The sequence below is a fragment of the Streptomyces collinus Tu 365 genome (assembly GCF_000444875.1).
Taxonomy (GTDB): Bacteria; Actinomycetota; Actinomycetes; order Streptomycetales; family Streptomycetaceae; genus Streptomyces; species Streptomyces collinus_A.
This window is the reverse complement of sequence record NC_021985.1, coordinates 3,807,824-3,824,596: the sequence shown is the minus strand read 5'-3', so window position 1 is coordinate 3,824,596 and position 16,773 is coordinate 3,807,824. Positions and strand designations below refer to the sequence as shown.

General features: G+C 71.7%; 17 protein-coding genes and 1 tRNA gene. 13 read left to right on the top strand and 5 right to left on the bottom strand.

Features of this window, described 5'->3' with window-relative positions:
- The first annotated feature begins 173 nt into the window (after positions 1–173).
- A complete protein-coding gene (locus tag B446_RS16510) occupies positions 174–3,029 on the top strand; it encodes a penicillin acylase family protein (protein WP_020940586.1) in 2,856 nt (951 codons plus the stop codon).
- A gap of 76 nt (positions 3,030–3,105) precedes the next feature.
- Here B446_RS16510 and B446_RS16505 read toward each other — a convergent pair whose 3' ends face one another.
- The gene (locus tag B446_RS16505; protein WP_106960581.1) at positions 3,106–3,759 is read right to left on the bottom strand and encodes a 5-formyltetrahydrofolate cyclo-ligase; all 654 of its coding nucleotides are present in this window, start codon (positions 3,757–3,759) and stop codon (positions 3,106–3,108) included.
- A gap of 75 nt (positions 3,760–3,834) precedes the next feature.
- Here B446_RS16505 and galU point away from each other — a divergent pair, with 75 nt between their 5' ends.
- The 7 genes from galU (at position 3,835) to B446_RS16470 (ending at position 9,395) form a co-directional block, all read left to right on the top strand.
- A complete protein-coding gene (gene galU / locus B446_RS16500; RefSeq protein WP_020940584.1) occupies positions 3,835–4,746 on the top strand; it encodes a UTP--glucose-1-phosphate uridylyltransferase GalU in 912 nt (303 codons plus the stop codon).
- Positions 4,743–6,065 carry a gephyrin-like molybdotransferase Glp gene (glp, locus tag B446_RS16495; protein ID WP_020940583.1) on the top strand — a complete coding sequence of 441 codons (1,323 nt, stop codon included), beginning with the start codon at positions 4,743–4,745 and terminating at the stop codon, positions 6,063–6,065. The genes galU and glp overlap by 4 nt, the downstream gene beginning before the upstream one ends.
- A gap of 113 nt (positions 6,066–6,178) precedes the next feature.
- On the top strand, positions 6,179–6,691 hold the full coding sequence (gene moaC / locus B446_RS16490) for a cyclic pyranopterin monophosphate synthase MoaC (protein ID WP_020940582.1): 513 nt from the start codon (positions 6,179–6,181) through the stop codon (positions 6,689–6,691).
- Positions 6,688–7,203, top strand: a complete 516-nt coding sequence (locus B446_RS16485) for a MogA/MoaB family molybdenum cofactor biosynthesis protein (RefSeq protein ID WP_020940581.1) — start codon at positions 6,688–6,690, stop codon at positions 7,201–7,203. The genes moaC and B446_RS16485 overlap by 4 nt, the downstream gene beginning before the upstream one ends.
- Positions 7,204–7,223: 20 nt before the next feature.
- Positions 7,224–7,862, top strand: a complete 639-nt coding sequence (locus B446_RS16480) for a GNAT family N-acetyltransferase (RefSeq protein WP_020940580.1) — start codon at positions 7,224–7,226, stop codon at positions 7,860–7,862.
- Between the two features lie 172 nt (positions 7,863–8,034).
- A complete protein-coding gene (gene glpR, locus B446_RS16475) occupies positions 8,035–9,228 on the top strand; it encodes a gephyrin-like molybdotransferase receptor GlpR (protein WP_020940579.1) in 1,194 nt (397 codons plus the stop codon).
- Between the two features lie 93 nt (positions 9,229–9,321).
- Positions 9,322–9,395 (top strand) — tRNA-Ala (locus tag B446_RS16470).
- A gap of 48 nt (positions 9,396–9,443) precedes the next feature.
- Here B446_RS16470 and B446_RS16465 read toward each other — a convergent pair.
- Positions 9,444–9,920 carry a GNAT family N-acetyltransferase gene (locus B446_RS16465; RefSeq protein ID WP_020940578.1) on the bottom strand — a complete coding sequence of 159 codons (477 nt, stop codon included), beginning with the start codon at positions 9,918–9,920 and terminating at the stop codon, positions 9,444–9,446.
- Positions 9,921–10,000: 80 nt separating this feature from the next.
- On the opposite strand from B446_RS16465, the gene B446_RS16460 reads away from it, so the two are divergent.
- Positions 10,001–10,795 carry an exodeoxyribonuclease III gene (locus B446_RS16460; RefSeq protein ID WP_020940577.1) on the top strand — a complete coding sequence of 265 codons (795 nt, stop codon included), beginning with the start codon at positions 10,001–10,003 and terminating at the stop codon, positions 10,793–10,795.
- Between the two features lie 42 nt (positions 10,796–10,837).
- On the opposite strand, the gene B446_RS16455 is transcribed toward B446_RS16460, so the two are convergent.
- From B446_RS16455 to B446_RS16445, 3 genes are all read right to left on the bottom strand, one after another.
- Positions 10,838–11,542, bottom strand: coding sequence for a recombinase family protein (locus B446_RS16455; RefSeq protein WP_043475759.1), 705 nt, complete (start codon positions 11,540–11,542; stop codon positions 10,838–10,840).
- 19 nt (positions 11,543–11,561) lie between these two features.
- Positions 11,562–11,963: a recombinase family protein gene (locus B446_RS16450; RefSeq protein WP_043475756.1), complete on the bottom strand. Its 402-nt coding sequence runs from the start codon at positions 11,961–11,963 to the stop codon at positions 11,562–11,564.
- Between the two features lie 155 nt (positions 11,964–12,118).
- The gene (locus B446_RS16445) at positions 12,119–12,739 is read right to left on the bottom strand and encodes a MerR family transcriptional regulator (protein ID WP_043478429.1); all 621 of its coding nucleotides are present in this window, start codon (positions 12,737–12,739) and stop codon (positions 12,119–12,121) included.
- A gap of 201 nt (positions 12,740–12,940) precedes the next feature.
- On the opposite strand from B446_RS16445, the gene B446_RS16440 reads away from it, so the two are divergent.
- The 4 genes from B446_RS16440 to B446_RS16425 all read left to right on the top strand — a co-directional run bounded on the left by B446_RS16440 (position 12,941) and on the right by B446_RS16425 (position 16,755).
- Complete coding sequence (locus tag B446_RS16440) at positions 12,941–14,563, top strand: flavin-containing monooxygenase (protein ID WP_043475753.1); 1,623 nt, start codon at positions 12,941–12,943, stop codon at positions 14,561–14,563.
- On the top strand, positions 14,560–15,558 hold the full coding sequence (locus B446_RS16435; protein WP_020940574.1) for an alpha/beta fold hydrolase: 999 nt from the start codon (positions 14,560–14,562) through the stop codon (positions 15,556–15,558). Before B446_RS16440 ends, B446_RS16435 begins: the two co-directional genes overlap by 4 nt.
- Positions 15,555–16,439, top strand: coding sequence for an SDR family oxidoreductase (locus B446_RS16430; protein WP_020940573.1), 885 nt, complete (start codon positions 15,555–15,557; stop codon positions 16,437–16,439). The genes B446_RS16435 and B446_RS16430 overlap by 4 nt, the downstream gene beginning before the upstream one ends.
- Positions 16,440–16,533: 94 nt before the next feature.
- Complete coding sequence (locus tag B446_RS16425) at positions 16,534–16,755, top strand: hypothetical protein (protein ID WP_043475750.1); 222 nt, start codon at positions 16,534–16,536, stop codon at positions 16,753–16,755.
- The last annotated feature ends 18 nt before the right edge of the window (positions 16,756–16,773 follow it).

Below are 16,773 nucleotides of genomic sequence, written 5' to 3'. Positions count from 1 at the left end.
TACCTAATTCTTGACGCTTTCTTGACGCTTCGCGAGGCAAGATCGAACGCTCGTGCGCGCCGGTTCCCGACTCCGCGTCAAGCGGGACAGGGCCCTGCGCCTATGGTTGCTCCCAGCGCTCATTCAAAGTCACAGCCCGACCTGCCGCTCGCGTTAGGACAGCAAGGACAGCGATGCCCCCCAACACCACCGCCACAACGGGTGACACCGCCACGACCGGTGCCACGCCCGTCAAGTCCGGCAGGAAGAAGGGGCGCAAAGCCCGACTCCTCGTGCTGGTGCTGGTCCTCGCCCTCGTCGCTGGCGTCGCCTACGGGGCGTACTGGTCGATCAGCACCGTCCGCGCCTCCTTCCCGCAGACCCAGGGAACGATCACGCTCGACGGCCTCTCCGGGCCCGTCGACGTGAAGCGGGACGGCAGCGGCATCCCGCAGATCTACGCCTCCTCGGACGCGGACCTGTTCATGGCGCAGGGCTACGTCCAGGCGCAGGACCGGTTCTACGAGATGGACGTGCGCCGGCACATGACCTCCGGGCGCCTGTCGGAGATGTTCGGCAAGGGCCAGGTCAAGAACGACGAGTTCCTGCGCACCCTCGGCTGGGACCGCGTCGCCAAGCAGGAGTACGACACCAAGCTGTCGTCCTCCACCAAGGCGTACCTGCGGGCCTACGCCAAGGGTGTCAACGCCTACCTCAAGGGCAGGAGCGGCAAGGACATCTCCCTGGAGTACGCGGCGCTGGGGCTGACCAACGACTACCAGCCGCAGCCGTGGACCCCGGTCGACTCGGTCTCCTGGCTGAAGGCGATGGCCTGGGACCTGCGCGGCAACATGCAGGACGAGGTGGACCGCGCGCTGATGGCCGGCCGCCTCGGCCCGCAGCAGATCCAGGACCTGTACCCGCGGTACCCGTACAGCCGTCACAAGCCGATCGTGCAGGAGGGCCAGTACAGCGAGCTGACCCACTCCTTCCAGCAGAGCGGCGCCACGGGCTCGACCGGCTCCACGGGCTCGACCGGCTCGACCGGCACGGGCACGACCGGCACCACCGGCACGACGGGAACCACCGGCACGACGGGCACGACCGGCACCACGTCGTCCGGCACCTCGACCTCGTCGGGTTCGGCCCTCACCAGCCAGCTCGCGGGCCTCTACAAGGTCCTGGACGACGTGCCGACCGCCGTCGGCGTGAACGGCCAGGGCATCGGCTCCAACTCCTGGGTCGTCTCCGGCAAGTACACGATCACCAAGAAGCCGCTGCTCGCCAACGACCCGCACCTGTCGGCGTCGCTGCCGTCCGTCTGGTACCAGATGGGCCTGCACTGCCGCACCGTCTCCAGCAAGTGCCAGTACGACGTCGCCGGCTACACCTTCGCCGGGATGCCCGGTGTGATCATCGGCCACAACGCCGACATCGCGTGGGGCATGACCAACTCCGGGGTGGACGTCACCGACCTCTACCTGGAGAAGGTCACCGCCAACGGCTACCAGTACGACGGCAAGGTGCGGCCCTTCAAGAACCGGCAGGAGACCATCAAGGTCGCCGGGGGCAAGTCCAAGACCATCGTCGTGCGCCAGACCGCCGACGGGATGCCGCTGCTGTCCGACCGCGACGACGAACTCGTCCAGGTCGGCAGGAAGGCCACGGTCAACACGGCCGCACCCGACCGCGGCGACGGCTACGGCATCGCCCTGAGGTGGACGGCGCTCGACCCGGGCACCTCCATGGACGCGGTGTTCGCCCTCGACAAGGCAGCCGGCTGGAGCGACTTCCGCTCCGCCGCCGCCCTGTTCGACGTGCCCTCGCAGAACCTCGTCTACGCCGACACCGCGGGGCACATCGGCTACACCCTGCCCGGGAAGATCCCCACGCGCTCCTCGGCGGACGACGGCTCGATCCCGGCTCCCGGCTGGGACTCCAAGTACCGCTGGACCGGCTTCATCAAGAAGAACGAGCTGCCCTACGAGTACGACCCCGCGCGCGGCTACATCGTCACCGCCAACCAGGCCGTGGTCGACCCGGACAAGTACCCGTACACGCTCACCACGGACTGGGGCTACGGCACCCGCAGCCAGCGCATCACCGACCTGATCGAGTCGAAGATCAAGGACGGCGGCAAGATCTCCACCGAGGACATGCGCCAGATGCAGCTGGACAACAGCAGCGACATCGCCAAGCTGCTCGTGCCCAGGCTGCTGAAGATCAACGTCGACGACAAGGACGTCCGCCAGGCGCAGAAGCTCCTGGAGGGCTGGGACTACACCCAGGACGCCGACTCCGCCGCGGCCGCCTACTTCAACGCGGTCTGGCGCAACATCCTCAAGCTCGCCTTCGGCAACAAGCTGCCCAAGGAGCTGCGGGTCAAGGGCCAGTGCCTGTGGGTCGACAAGATCGACAGCACCGGTCCGGTCGACGACGACAGCAAGGTGCGCGAGTGCGGCGAGCGCGACGCCGACCAGGCCCAGCCGGACGGCGGCGACCGCTGGTTCGAGGTGGTCCGCACCCTCATGGAGAAGCCGGACAGCGACTGGTGGAAGACCCCGGCGGGGGCGGGTGACCGCAAGAAGGCCGACAACATGGACCAGCTCTTCGAGCGCGCCATGGTCGACGCCCGCTGGGAGCTGACCGCCAAGCTCGGCAAGGACATCGACTCCTGGAGCTGGGGCCGGCTGCACCGCCTGTTCCTGAAGAACCAGACGCTCGGCACCGAGGGCCCCGGATTCCTGCAGTACGTCCTCAACCGCGGCCCCTGGAAGCTCAGCGGCGGCGAGGCGACCGTCAACGCCTCCGGCTGGAACGCGGCCGGCGGTTACGGCGTGGTCTGGGTGCCGTCCATGCGGATGGTGGTCAACCTCAAGGACCTCGACAAGTCCCGGTGGATCAACCTGACCGGCGCCTCCGGGCACGCCTACAGCGCCCACTACGTCGACCAGACCGGCAAGTGGGCCAAGGGCGAGCTGCTGCCCTGGTCGTTCACGGACAAGGCGGTCGACGGGAGCACGAGCGACACCCTCGTCCTCAAACCGTGAGCCGAGGGCGCCACATCGACGGCGGGGGCCGCCACGCGCGCGCGTGGCGGCCCCCGCCGTCGGCGTACCGGCCGGATCAGGCGCCGGGGAAGCGGCGCACGCCCGACGGGGTCACCACCGCGTGCACCGGCCGGTCGTGCGGCTCCGCCGGCACGCGCGCGACGACCTCCGTGTCGTAGAGCAGCACCACCAGGGCGGGGCGGGCGCCCGCGCGCTCCAGACGGGCGAGCACCCGGTCGTACGACCCGCCGCCGCGCCCCAGGCGCATCCCGCGCGCGTCCACCGCGAGCCCGGGCAGCAGGACCGCGTCGGCCGCGGTCACCGCGTCCGGTCCGAGCCGCTCGCCCGAGGGTTCGAACAGGGCCATCTTTCCGCCATGTTGAATCCGCGTGAGCGAGCCCGCACCGGCGTACTCGCCCCAGTCCAGGTCGTTGTCGGGCAGCAGCGCGGGGAGCAGGACGCGGACGCCCCGCGCGCGCAGCGCGTCCAGCAGCGCGGCCGTGCCGGGCTCGGACCCGACCGAGACGTAGGCCGCCACCGTGCGGGCGCCCGCGAGTTCGGGCAGCTCCAGGGCGTGTCCGGCCAGCGTGCCGCCCGCCTCCCGGACGACATCCGGCGTCAACCTGTTCCTCACCGCCAAGAACTCCCGCCGCAACGTGCGCTTGTCAGGCTCGTCGGTGCGTCCGTCGTGTTCCACTGGTCGTTCTCGTGCCTTTCTCGATGTGCTCATGCTCAATGTGCTCATATGAGAGTCAAATAACCGGAGCCACACATTCCGCGCAAAGGCACCGGTTAAGGTTCGGGCATGACTCAGTCGCACCCCAGGATCAGCAAGGCTGTCATTCCCGCAGCAGGCCTCGGCACCCGGTTCCTGCCGGCCACCAAGGCCACTCCCAAGGAGATGCTGCCGGTCGTGGACAAGCCGGCGATCCAGTACGTGGTCGAGGAGGCCGTGTCGGCGGGGCTCGACGACGTCCTCATGATCACCGGACGCAACAAGCGTCCCCTGGAGGACCACTTCGACCGCAACTACGAGCTGGAGTCGGCGCTCGGGAAGAAGGGCGACGCCGAGCGGCTCGCGAAGGTGCAGGAGTCCAGCGACCTGGCCACGATGCACTACGTGCGCCAGGGCGATCCCAGGGGCCTCGGCCACGCCGTCCTGTGCGCCGCCCCGCACGTCGGCCAGGAGCCCTTCGCCGTCCTCCTGGGCGACGACCTGATCGACCCGCGCGACCCGCTGCTGCAGCGCATGATCGAGATCCAGGAGCGGCACGGCGGCAGTGTGATCGCCCTCATGGAGGTCGCCCCCGAGCAGATCCACCTCTACGGCTGCGCCGCCGTGGAGGCCACCGCCGAGGGCGACGTGGTCCGGGTGACCGGCCTGGTCGAGAAGCCCGACCCGGCCGACGCGCCGTCCGGCTACGCCGTCATCGGCCGTTACGTCCTCGACCCGCACATCTTCGACATACTGCGCAAGACCGAGCCGGGACGCGGCGGCGAGATCCAGCTCACCGACGCCCTCCAGCAGCTCACCGAGGACGAGAAGGTCGGCGGCCCGGTGCACGGCGTCGTCTTCAAGGGCCGCCGTTATGACACCGGCGACCGTGGCGACTACCTGCGTGCCATTGTCAGACTGGCGTGCGAACGTGAAGACCTGGGCCCGGACTTCCGGGCCTGGCTCCGCAGTTACGTAGCCGAGGAGATGCAGCAACGTTGAGCAGCGCCGCGACCCGTCCCGACGACCCGGACCACCTCTGGTCGGTGGACGAGCACCTGGACGACATCCTCACCACCGTCCGTCCCCTCGAACCCATCGAGCTGCACCTGCTCGACGCCCTGGGCTGCGTCCTGGTCGACGACGTCACGGTGCCGGTCTCCCTGCCGCCGTTCGACAACAGCTCCATGGACGGTTACGCGGTGCGGGTCGCGGACGTGTCGGGCGCGAGTGAGGAGTTCCCGGCCGTCCTGGAGGTCGTCGGGGACGTCGCGGCGGGCGCGGCCGACCCGGTGCGGGTCGGCCCCGGCCAGGCGGCCCGCATCATGACCGGCGCCCCGCTGCCGCCCGGCGCCGAGGCCGTCGTCCCCGTCGAATGGACCGACGGCGGGCTCGGCGAGGGACCGGTGAACGGGATGCGGGCGCGCAGCCTGGCCCCCGAGGGCTCCGAGGGGCAGGTGCGCGTGCACCGCCCCGCCGAGGCACGCGCGCACGTGCGCGCCAAGGGCGGCGACGTGAAGGCCGGTGACCTCGCCCTGGAGGCCGGGACGATCCTCGGCCCGCCGCAGATCGCCCTGCTCGCCGCCATCGGCCGGGGCACCGTCCGGGTGCGGCCGCGCCCGCGCGTGGTCGTCCTGTCCACCGGCAGCGAGCTCGTCCAGCCCGGCGAGGAACTGGCCCACGGCCAGATCTACGACTCCAACAGCTTCGCCCTCACCGCCGCCGCGCGGGACGCGGGCGCCATCGCCTACCGGGTGGGCGCCGTCGCCGACGACGCCGACATCCTCCGGTCCACCGTCGAGGACCAGCTCATCCGCGCCGACCTGCTCGTCACCACCGGCGGGGTCAGCGTCGGGGCGTACGACGTCGTCAAGGAGGCGCTGTCGTACGCCGGCGACGAGGACGAGGCGGGCGGCGGCATCGACTTCCGCAAGCTCGCCATGCAGCCCGGCAAGCCCCAGGGCTTCGGCTCCATCGGCCGCGACCACACCCCGCTGCTGGCCCTGCCCGGCAACCCCGTGTCGTCGTACGTCTCCTTCGAGCTGTTCGTGCGCCCCGCGATCCGCACCCTCATGGGCCTGACGGACGTCCACCGGCCGCGCGCCCGGGCCACCCTGCGCGCGGACAAGGCGCTCGGCTCGCCCCGGGGGCGCCGGCAGTTCCTGCGCGGCACCTACGCCGACGGCGAGGTGACCCCCGTGGGCGGCTCCGGCTCGCACCTCATCGCGGCGCTGGCCCACGCCGACGCGCTGATCGTCCTGCCCGAGGACGTGGAGTCCGCCGAGCCGGGCACCGAGGTGGAGGTCGTGCTGCTCGGCTGAGCGTCCGTCCGGGGTCCTGGCCCGGTGCCCGTCCCGACTTGGCGGTACCGTGTCGCGCACAACAGGTCCGCGCACCGCACCGCGCCGGGCCCGGACCGGGAGCGCCACACACCATGACCGTGCCATCCCGGGGGGAGACCCCCGGAACCTCCGCACAGGACCGGCTGACGCACATCGACGAGGCGGGCGCCGCCCGGATGGTCGACGTGTCCGGCAAGGACGTCACCGCCCGCACCGCCCGCGCCGCCGGACGGGTCCTCGTCTCGCCCCGCGTGGTGGAACTGCTGCGCGGCGAGGGCATGCCCAAGGGGGACGCCCTCGCCACCGCCCGCATCGCGGGCATCATGGGCGCCAAACGCACCCCCGATCTGATCCCGCTCTGTCACCCGTTGTCGGTGTCCGGTGTGAAACTGGACCTGTCGGTCGCGGACGACGCCGTGGAGATCCGGGCCACCGTGAAGACGACGGACCGGACCGGCGTCGAGATGGAGGCCCTGACCGCGGTGACGGTCGCCGCGCTCACCGTGATCGACATGGTCAAGGCGGTCGACAAGGGAGCGGTCATCACGGACGTACGGGTCGAGGAGAAGACGGGCGGCAAGTCGGGCGACTGGAGCCGGGCATGAGCGGCGGGCCGTACCGCGCGCTGGTCGTGACCGCCTCCAACCGCGCCGCCGCCGGCGTCTACGAGGACAGGGGCGGGCCGCTGGTCGCGGACGGCCTCAGGGGCTTCGGGTTCACCGTCGAAGGGCCGCGGGTCGTGCCCGACGGCGACCCGGTCGAGGCCGCGCTGCGGGAGGCCGTGGCGGCCGGCTTCGACGTCGTCGTCACCACCGGGGGCACCGGCATCTCGCCCACCGACCGCACCCCTGAGGCGACCCGGAGCGTGCTCGACCACGAGGTGCCCGGCATCGCGGAGGCGATCCGCGCGTTCGGCCGGGACAAGGTGCCGACCGCCGCGCTCTCCCGGGGACTGGCCGGGGTGGCCGGGCGGACGCTGATCGTCAACCTGCCGGGTTCCACCGGCGGGGTGCGGGACGGGCTGGCCGTCCTGGAGCCCCTGCTGGCGCACGCCGTCGACCAGATCCGCGGCGGCGACCACGCCCGGCCCGGCGCCACCAGTGGGGGTGCGAGCTGAACAGCCCATCCTGGCCGGTCGTGCTGGCGGACGGCGATGTCGTCCTCCGGCCGATAAAGCTGCGCGACCAGCGGGCCTGGCGTGAGGTGAACCGGCGCAACCGGGACTGGCTGCGCCCCTGGGAGGCGACCATCCCGCCGCCCACGCCGAGCGGTCCGGTCGTGCACCGGCCGACCTACCGCCAGATGGTCCGGCACCTGCGGTCCGAGGCCAACGCGGGCCGGATGCTGCCCTTCGTCATCGAGTACCAGGGGCAGCTCGTCGGGCAGTTGACGGTCGCCGGGATCACCTGGGGGTCGATGTGCTCGGGGCACGTCGGCTACTGGGTGGACGAGGCGGTCGCCGGGCGCGGGGTCATGCCGACGGCCGTCGCGCTGGCGGTGGACCACTGTTTCCGCGCGGTCGGGCTGCACCGCGTCGAGGTCTGCATTCGCCCCGAGAACCGGCCCAGCCGCCGGGTCGTGGAGAAACTCGGATTCCGCGAGGAGGGGCTGCGGCCGCGTTATCTGCACATCGACGGCGCCTGGCGGGACCACCTCGTCTTCGCGCTCACCGCCGAGGAGGTGCCCGAGGGGCTGCTCGGGCGCTGGAAGCGGGCGCGCTCCGCACGCGACCAGCACACCCAGCACCCCGGGAATCACGCGCAGTCCGGTAATTGAATATGTGTTCGAAATTGACCGCTCGGCGACCGGCTCCGGACATTCAATTCGCGACTTCGGCGGTCCTGTGATCGCATCGGTCGCAAAAAAAGCTGGAAATATCAGCCAGATCGTGCGACACACCGGCCCAATTGGCGGATGGCCCCACGCAAACCCCTCTACCGTGTGAGACGTGAGCAGCAGCGGCCTCATCTACGCAGTCATCGTCGGGGCCTGGGCCGCCTACTTGGTGCCGATGTGGCTCCGTAGGCAGGACGAGCTGAACGAGGCCCGTCCGACGGAACGCTTCAGTACCGCCATCCGGCTGCTGTCCGGACGGGCGGGTATGGAGCGCCGGTACGCCAAGGACCTGCGGGCGCGCTCCGTCCAGGAGGGGGAGCAGGACGCCGGCCAACCGGACGTCACCGACTCGGTCGACGTCCGGGCCTTCGCCGTGCCCCCGACCCGCCGTCAGGTCCACGCCGACGCCGAACCGGAGACCTCCGAACGGACGGAACCGGCGACCGGCCGGCCCGTCATCCCGGCGCCCAAGTCCCCCTCCGCGCACACCCCGGGTCCCGCCCCCGCCCAGAAGCGGGTGCCGGCCCCCCGGCGCACGCCCTCGGCACAGGCGTCCGCGGCACGCGCCCAGCGCTCCAAGGCGCTCGCGCGCCGCCGGCGCACCACCGTGATGCTCTTCCTCGCCTTCACCCTGGGCGCGATCGTCGCGGCCGTCGGCGGCCTCGCCTTCCTCTGGGCGCCCGGCGTGCCCGCGATCCTGCTGAGCGGGTACATCGCGTACCTCCGCTCCCAGGAACGCCGCCGCTTCGCCTACCAGATGGACCGCCGCAGCGCCGAGGTCGCGGCCCAGCGGCTGCGCGAACGCCAGCCGCGCCGCCGCCCCCTCCCCGACGCCGGCCCCGTCGCCGACGAACCGGAGGAGGGAGCCGAGACGGACACCGACTCCGGCCTCTCCGCGCTCGCCGCGGACCGCCGCGCCCTCGTCGAGCAGACCGACCACGCCGAGTGGGTCGACCAGCAGCGCGAGCGCCGGCGCCGCCCCGGGCAGGGGGACAGCTGGGACCCCGTGCCGGTGCCGCTGCCGACCTACGTCACCGCCCCCGTCGCCCCCCGGGCCACCTCCGACGTCGACCTCGGCGCGCCCGACACCTGGAGCTCGGCCCGCTCCAGCACGGTCGCGCCGGACCAGGAGAACGGCCAGGCTCCCGAGGCGGGCGACCCGGCGCCCGACGCCGAGGACCGGCCGGCCGACGGCCGCGGCGACCAGCGCCGCGCCGCCTCCGCCCGGAGGGCGCGCGGCCGCGGACGCACACCCCTGTTCGACCAGTACGAGGACGGCGACCGCCCCCGCGCGGCGAACGAGTGACAGCCGTCACGCCCCCGGAGGCCCGCCCCTGACCAGTCAGGGAACGGATTTCCAAGCACCCCGACGGGGATGCTAGAGTTTCACTCGTTGCAAGGGCCTGTGGCGCAGTCCGGTAGCGCACCTCGTTCGCATCGAGGGGGCCAGGGGTTCAAATCCCCTCAGGTCCACGCATCATGAAGCCCCAGTCGGCAGAGCCGACTGGGGTTTCATCGCGTCTACAGGGCCTTCGCGTAGCAGCGGCTGTCCTCGTAGTGCCGGTAGTAGCCGAACTTGTCGCACGGCTCGTAACCGCACGAGGTGTACAGCGCGATGGCCTCCGGCTGCTTGGTGCCGGTCTCCAGCACCATGCGGAGCCGGCCGGCCGCCCGGGCGTCCTCCTCCAGGGCCGCGAGGATGCGGCGGGCCAGACCACGGCCGCGCATCTGCGAGACGACGAACATCCGCTTCAGCTCGGCGTCGCCGTCCGCGTTGCCCTCGTCGTTGTCGTCCTGGCTGCGCCAGCCGCCCGTGGCCACCGGGCGGTCGAGCTCGTCGTAGACGATCAAGTACGCCCCGCGCGGCGGATCGAAGTCGGTGGCGTCGAGGCTCGTGGCGTCGCCGCCGTCGCCGTAGCGCAGGTGGTACTCGGCCTGGACCTCGTCGTTGAGCTTGACGGCGTCAGGGTGATCGAAACGAACGCGACGTATAATCATTCTGGGTATCGTACTTCTATGCAGGCAGCGGGAAAGACGGACCTGCACCAGTGTGCCGGTATCGTGCCCTGGTGCTGACTGTGACCTCGGTGAACGTGAACGGGCTGCGGGCCGCCGCCAAGAAGGGCTTCGTGGAGTGGCTGGCCCAGACCCCGGCGGACGTCGTCTGCCTCCAGGAGGTGCGCGCCGAACCGCACCAGCTTCCCGAGGAGGTCAGGCAGCCCGGGGGCTGGCACGTGGTGCACGCCCCGGCCGCCGCCAAGGGCCGCGCCGGCGTCTCCCTCTACACCCGACGCGAGCCCGACCGCGTCCGGATCGGCTTCGGCTCGGCCGAGTTCGACGGCAGCGGCCGCTACGTCGAGGCCGACCTGCCGGGCGTCACGGTCGCCTCGCTCTACCTGCCCTCCGGCGAGGTCGGCACGGAGCGCCAGGACGAGAAGACCCGCTTCATGGCCGAGTTCCTGGCCCACCTCAAGGTGCTGCGCGAGAAGGCCGCCGCCGACGGCCGTCACGTGGTGGTCTGCGGCGACTGGAACATCGCCCACCAGCAGGCCGACCTCAAGAACTGGCGCGGCAACACCAAGAACTCGGGCTTCCTCCCCGAGGAGCGGGCCTGGCTCGACCGCGTCCTCGCCCCGGCCGACGGCGGCTACGTCGACGTCGTACGCGCCCTGCACCCGGACACCGAGGGGCCGTACACGTGGTGGTCGTACCGAGGGCGGGCCTTCGAGAACAATGCGGGGTGGCGGATCGACCTCGCCGTCGCGACCCCCGGGATCGCCGAGCGAGCCGTCAAGGCGTACGTGGAACGAGCCGCCAGCCATGAAGAGCGCTGGTCCGATCATGCTCCTGTGACAGTCGTCTTCGATCACTGAGCGGAACGGAAGGGGCGCACCGGCGCTGTGCGCCCCTCCTGGTCACGGTTGGCCCGTGCGCTGCCGACCATTGACGGTGAACGTCAGTCGCGAGGTGTCCGGGCCGGCCAGTCGCTCGGGACCACCGCCGCAACGACCCTTGCTGACGGTGACGCGCACCCCGTCTGCCAGGAGTTGCTTACGGGTCACGTCGCCCTCCACGGCGCGCACCTCCCGATAGCGGCTGACGGTGTAATCGTCCAGCCAACTGGCGCGCATTGCGGCCGGTGCCGGACAGGTGGTGCCGCGGGCGGAGGCGCGGCAGACGTAGTCGCCGTAGGTGTATTGCTTCCGGGTCGCGAAGTACATCCGGCCGTCGCACCCTGCGCAGTGCGCCACTCCGATCAGCAAGGATGTCTCGCGGCGCCTGGGGTGAACCTGCGAGCGAGCGTCGAGGACGCTTTGGAGGGCCTGGTACTCGGCCTCGGTGAGGAGTGGGGGGCCGATAAGGACCGGTGCGCCTTCGGAGTCGCGAACGGTCTTCCCCTTGTGCACCCGATGCCCCATCAGTGCCGGTGTGCGGAGGATCTTGGACAGGCTGCCGGCCGTCCACCGGAAGCGCTCGAAGTCGCGCCCGTGGCGTCGGCCGCCCATGGGGCGTCCCTGTAGCTGGGCGTGGCGATCGCGCGGCACGGGGATGCCCGCCGTCTCGAGCTTGAGGGCGATGGCGACCAGTGACAGGCCCGAGCGCGCGTCGTCCACAATCATGCGCACGATGCCGGTGGTTTCAGGGTCTGGGGTGAGGCACCAGCCCTTCGGGCATTGCGAAGATCAGGGTCGTCGTGTGTTTCTTCCCCCAGTCGAGCAGTTGGGACATGTGGGGGACGGATCGTACGGCGCGGTCCACGTGTGACCACACCACGGCGTCGAACGCGTCCGGACGCTGCAGCCACGACGACAGCGACGGCCTATCGAACGGGGACGTCTGACGTGCCGAGACGCCGAGATCGGCGGCTTCGGCGATCAAAGTCAGTCGCAGACGCTCGGCGCACAGAAGGATCGCGGCGCGCTGCCTGTCCGGTGACGTGGTCACTCCGGTCACAGTGCTGAGCCGGACGACGCCAAGGGCGCGCGGTGATCCGAGCTGGGCGGCGGTGGGCAGGGACGGTTGCGGGCTATGCTCGGCCACGTCGGCGCTCCTAGGCAGTGTCGGCCATGCCCCGGGGCTGGTAGGACAGCCGCCGGGGTTTCGTCGGCCTTCACTTTCGGAGAGCGCCCACCTACTGCGACGCGTTTCGCTGAAAAGTTCCCCCATCGAGTGAACGTTCGGCGTTGGGTCGGCGCTTACGCCCGTTTGTTGATCCGCCGGTCCAGGGCCAGGGACAGTTCCGCCTCCACCACGCTGCGGGCCAGGGGGCGCAGGCGGTGGAGGTCGTGTTCGGTGGCGTGGCGCAGGATCAGGTCGGTGAAGAGGTCCGCCAGGGCCTCGGCGTGTGCGCGGACGCGTTCGCCCGCCGCCAGGACCTCCGCGAGCGGGATGCCCTCGCGGACCAGGGCGGAGGAGACGTCCAGCAGGCGGCGGCTGATGTGGACGATCTCGCCGCCGTCGGTGCCGAGGTAGCCGAGGTCCAGGGCGGCGGCCAGGTTCTCCGGGGTGACCTCGCCCTCGAAGCGGGCGGCGAGCTCCTCGGGGGTGAGGCGGACCGGCTCCTCCTCGGTCGGGGTGCCGACGCCCAGCAGGTCGGCCACGTCGCGGCCCTGGTCGAGGGCCTCGGCGAGTTCCGCGATGCCGGTGAGGGTGTGGCCGCGCTCCAGGAGCGCCGCGATGGTGCGCAGGCGGGCCAGGTGGCGGTCGTCGTACCAGGCGATGCGGCCCTCGCGGCGGGGCGGCGGGATCAGCTTGCGCTCGCGGTAGAAGCGCAGGGTGCGCACGGTGATGCCGGCCAGGCCGGCCAGTTCCTCCATGCGGTACTCGCGCGGTCCGCCGGTGTGCCCGGGGCTCTGCTCGACCTTGTGTCCGCCGTCGTCTGCCACGCCCGCAGCCTATGTTGTACCGCCGGTAACTTTCCTTCCCGCGCCCCCTACCGCTCGGTACGGAGCTGCTCTACAGTCCAATTGCGCCAGTGTTCACTGGCAGAGTCCAAGGCGATGCGTGGAGGCTTCGGGATGGCCGAGCACGAGCATGTTCGAGTGGCGGTGATCGGGTCCGGGTTCGGCGGGCTGGGGGCCGCGGTGCGGCTGCGCCGGGAGGGGATCACCGACTTCGTCGTCCTGGAGCGGGCCGGCAGCGTCGGCGGCACCTGGCGGGACAACAGCTATCCCGGGTGCGCCTGTGACGTCCCGTCCCACCTCTACTCCTTCTCGTTCGCGCCGAACCCCGACTGGCCGCGCACCTTCTCCGGGCAGGAGCACATCCGGGCCTACCTGGAGCACGTCACCGACGTCTTCGGACTGCGCCCGCACCTCCGCTTCGACGCCGAGGTGAAGATGATGCGCTGGGACGGCGAGGAGCTGCGCTGGGAGATCGAGACCGCGACCGGGACGCTGACCGCCGACGTCGTCGTCTCCGCGACCGGACCGCTGTCCGACCCGAAGACACCGGAGATCCCCGGTCTGGAGACCTTCCCGGGCGAGGTGTTCCACTCGGCCCGCTGGGACCACGACTACGACCTGGCCGGCAAGCGCGTGGCCGTGGTCGGCACCGGCGCCTCCGCCATCCAGATCGTGCCCGCCATCCAGCCCGAGGTCGGCCGGCTCACCCTCTTCCAGCGCACCCCGGCCTGGGTGATGCCCCGGGTGGACCGGGCGATCAGCGGCGCCGAGCGCCGGCTGCACCGGGCGCTGCCCTTCACCACCCAGCTCCGGCGCGGCCTGCTGTGGGGCATCCGGGAGCTCCAGGTGCAGGCGTTCACCAAACACCCCGACGAACTCGGTCTGGTCGAGCAGCTCGCCAAGCGCAACATGGCCCGGGCGATCAAGGACCCGGCGCTGCGCGCCAAGCTCACCCCGGACTACCGCATCGGCTGCAAGCGGATCCTGCTGTCCAGCGCGTACTACCCGGCGCTGGCCCAACCGAACGTGGACGTCGTGGCGAGCGGGCTCGCCGAGATCCGCGGCTCGACCCTGGTCGCCGCCGACGGCAGCGAGGCCGAGGCCGACGCGATCGTCTTCGGCACGGGCTTCCACGTCACGGACATGCCCATCGCCGAGCGGGTGGTCGGCGCGGACGGCGTCACCCTCGCGGAGACCTGGAAGAACGGGATGCAGGCGCTGCGCGGAGCCGCGGCGGCCGGGTTCCCCAACTGGATGACGATCATCGGGCCCAACACCGGCCTCGGGAACTCCTCCATGATCCTGATGATCGAGTCCCAGCTGAACTACATGGCGGACTACCTGCGTCAGCTCGACGTCCTCGGCGGCCGGGCCGCGCTCGACGCCCGCCCCGCCGCCGTCGACGCCTGGAACCAGCGGGTGCAGGAGCGCATGCGGCGGACCGTGTGGAACACCGGCGGCTGCACGAGCTGGTACCTCGACCCGAGCGGCCGCAACACCACCATCTGGCCCGGTACGACGACGGAGTTCCGGCGCGCGACCCGGCGGGTGGATCTGGCGGAGTACCAGGTCGTCCGCAAGGCCGGCACGCGGGGGACCGGCGGACCGGCGCCCGCCTCCACGCCTGCGTCCGCCGCCTCGTCCGCGTCCGCCTCCACGCCCGAGGCCACCCCCTCGCCCGAGGCCACTCCCTCGGCCGCCACCGGTGGCGCGCCGAAGAGCGGGGCCGCCGCATGAGCCGCGCCCTCTCCGTGGCCTCCGGGCCCTACGCGCCGCCCGCTCCCGCCCGCACCCTCACCGTCGTCTCCGCCGACGGCGCGCGGCTGCACGTCGAGGTGCACGGGCCCGCGGGGGCACCCGCGGTCGTGCTCGCGCACGGCTGGACCTGTTCGACCGCCTTCTGGGCGGCCCAGATCCGCGAACTGGCGCGTGACCACCGGGTGATCGCCTACGACCAGCGGGGTCACGGGCGCAGCCCGGCGAGCCCCGCCTGCACCACCGACGCACTGGCCGACGACCTCGAAGCGGTGCTCGCGCAGGCGCTGGAGCGCGGGGAGAAGGCCCTGGTGGTCGGCCACTCCATGGGCGGGATGACGGTCATGGCCGCAGCCGGCCGGGCCCGCTTCCGCGAGCACACCGCCGCCGTCCTGCTGTGCAGCACGGGCAGTTCCCGGCTGGTCGCCGAGTCGCGTGTGGTGCCGCTGCGCGCCGGACGGGCGCGCACCTGGATCACCGGCCGCATCCTCGGTTCGCGCGCGCCGCTGGGCCCGGTCACGCCGCTGGCGAAGCGCGTCCTCAAGTACGGCACCATGGGCGCCGGTTCGGCCCCGCACATGGTGGAGGCGTGCGCGCACATCGTGCACGCCTGCCCCCGGGCCGTGCGCCACGCCTGGGCCGGTGTCCTCGCGGCGCTCGATCTCGACCACGGCGTACGGGAGTTGCGGGTGCCCACCGCGGTGGTGCACGGCGCCCGGGACCGGCTCACCCCGCCCGTGCACGCCCGCGCGCTGGTGGCCGCGCTGCCGCACTGCGTCGGCCTGACCGAACTGCCCGGCGTCGGCCACATGACCCCGGTCGAGGCGTCCGACCAGGTGACCGGCAGGATCCGGGAACTGGTCACCACGTACGTCACGCCGGACGACCTCACGCCGGACGACCTCACGTCGGGCACCCCCGGCGTACCGCAGCAGTCCCACGGCACCCCGGTGCCGCAGATCAAGGAGGGCGCATGAGCAGGGTCGGTCTCGAAGGGCAGGTCGCCGTCGTCACCGGAGCGGCGCGCGGCGTCGGCGAGTTGCTCGCCCGCAAGCTCTCCGCACGGGGCGCCAAGGTGGCGCTGGTCGGGCTGGAGGAGGAGGCGCTCAAGGAGGTCTCCGAGCGGCTGCACAGCGACAGCGCGCACTGGTACGCGGACGTCACCGACCACGAGGCGATGAGCCGGGTGGCGCGGGAGGTGAAGGCCCACTTCGGGAAGGTGGACATCGTCGTCGCCAACGCCGGTGTGGCCACCGGGGGGCCGTTCATCGACTCCGACCCGGAGGCCTGGCGGCGGGTGATCGAGGTGAACCTGATCGGCTCGGCGGTGACGGCCCGCGCGTTCCTGCCGGTGCTGGTCGAGAGCCGGGGCTACCTGCTGCAGATCGCCTCGCTCGCCGCGATCACCCCGGCGCCGATGATGTCGGCGTACTGCGCCTCCAAGTCGGGGGTGGAGGCGTACGCGCACAGTCTGCGGGCCGAGGTCGGCTACCAGGGCGTCCGGGTCGGCGTCGGCTACCTGTCCTGGACCGACACCGACATGGTGCGCGGCGCCGACCAGGACGACGTGATGCGCGAGTTGCGGCAGCGGCTGCCGTGGCCGTCGAACAAGACGTACCCGCTGGGCCCCGCGGTGGAGCGGATCGTGGCCGGGATCGAGCGGCGCTCGGCGCACGTGTACGGGCAGTGGTGGCTGCGCGGCATGCAGGGGGTGCGCGGCTACCTGCCGGCCCTCATCGGCACGGTCGGCCAGCGCGAGATGCGCAGGTTCGCGCCGAGGTTGCAGGGGATGCGTTCCGGGCTCGTCGGCGCAGGTGGGGAGGCCGACGAGGCAGCGCGCGCTACGCACCGTAACTGATCGACATGCGCAGCGTGTTCGCCCGTGTGAATCTGGTCGAGGCCCCACCGAGGGGCCGAATCCCCCACCTCACTCATTACGGGAGTGAACCCACATGGGTATGAAGGACAAGGCGAACGAGATGCAGGACCAGGCCAAGCAGAAGATCGGCGAGGCCCGTGAGAAGGCCGGCCACCGCGGCCCGCAGTCGGGTCAGCAGCGCGGCCAGCAGCCTCAGCGTGGCCAGCAGCCGCAGCGCGGGCAGCAGAGCCCCCGCGACATCAAGGACCCGGAGCGGGAGATGGACGACCGCTTCGACCACGACTACGACGCCTAGTCGCTGCGCTCGGCTTCG

What these genes read in the sequence shown, in the direction of transcription:
- B446_RS16510 (WP_020940586.1), top strand. Translation starts at nt 174, where the DNA reads ATGCCCCCCAACACCACCGCCACAACGGGTGACACCGCCACGACCGGT.
- B446_RS16505 (WP_106960581.1), bottom strand. Translation starts at nt 3,759, where the DNA reads ATGAGCACATCGAGAAAGGCACGAGAACGACCAGTGGAACACGACGGA.
- galU (WP_020940584.1), top strand. Translation starts at nt 3,835, where the DNA reads ATGACTCAGTCGCACCCCAGGATCAGCAAGGCTGTCATTCCCGCAGCA.
- moaC (WP_020940582.1), top strand. Translation starts at nt 6,179, where the DNA reads ATGACCGTGCCATCCCGGGGGGAGACCCCCGGAACCTCCGCACAGGAC.
- B446_RS16485 (WP_020940581.1), top strand. Translation starts at nt 6,688, where the DNA reads ATGAGCGGCGGGCCGTACCGCGCGCTGGTCGTGACCGCCTCCAACCGC.
- B446_RS16465 (WP_020940578.1), bottom strand. Translation starts at nt 9,920, where the DNA reads ATGATTATACGTCGCGTTCGTTTCGATCACCCTGACGCCGTCAAGCTC.
- B446_RS16455 (WP_043475759.1), bottom strand. Translation starts at nt 11,542, where the DNA reads ATGATTGTGGACGACGCGCGCTCGGGCCTGTCACTGGTCGCCATCGCC.
- B446_RS16445 (WP_043478429.1), bottom strand. Translation starts at nt 12,739, where the DNA reads ATGGAGGAACTGGCCGGCCTGGCCGGCATCACCGTGCGCACCCTGCGC.
- B446_RS16440 (WP_043475753.1), top strand. Translation starts at nt 12,941, where the DNA reads ATGGCCGAGCACGAGCATGTTCGAGTGGCGGTGATCGGGTCCGGGTTC.
- B446_RS16435 (WP_020940574.1), top strand. Translation starts at nt 14,560, where the DNA reads ATGAGCCGCGCCCTCTCCGTGGCCTCCGGGCCCTACGCGCCGCCCGCT.
- B446_RS16430 (WP_020940573.1), top strand. Translation starts at nt 15,555, where the DNA reads ATGAGCAGGGTCGGTCTCGAAGGGCAGGTCGCCGTCGTCACCGGAGCG.
- B446_RS16425 (WP_043475750.1), top strand. Translation starts at nt 16,534, where the DNA reads ATGGGTATGAAGGACAAGGCGAACGAGATGCAGGACCAGGCCAAGCAG.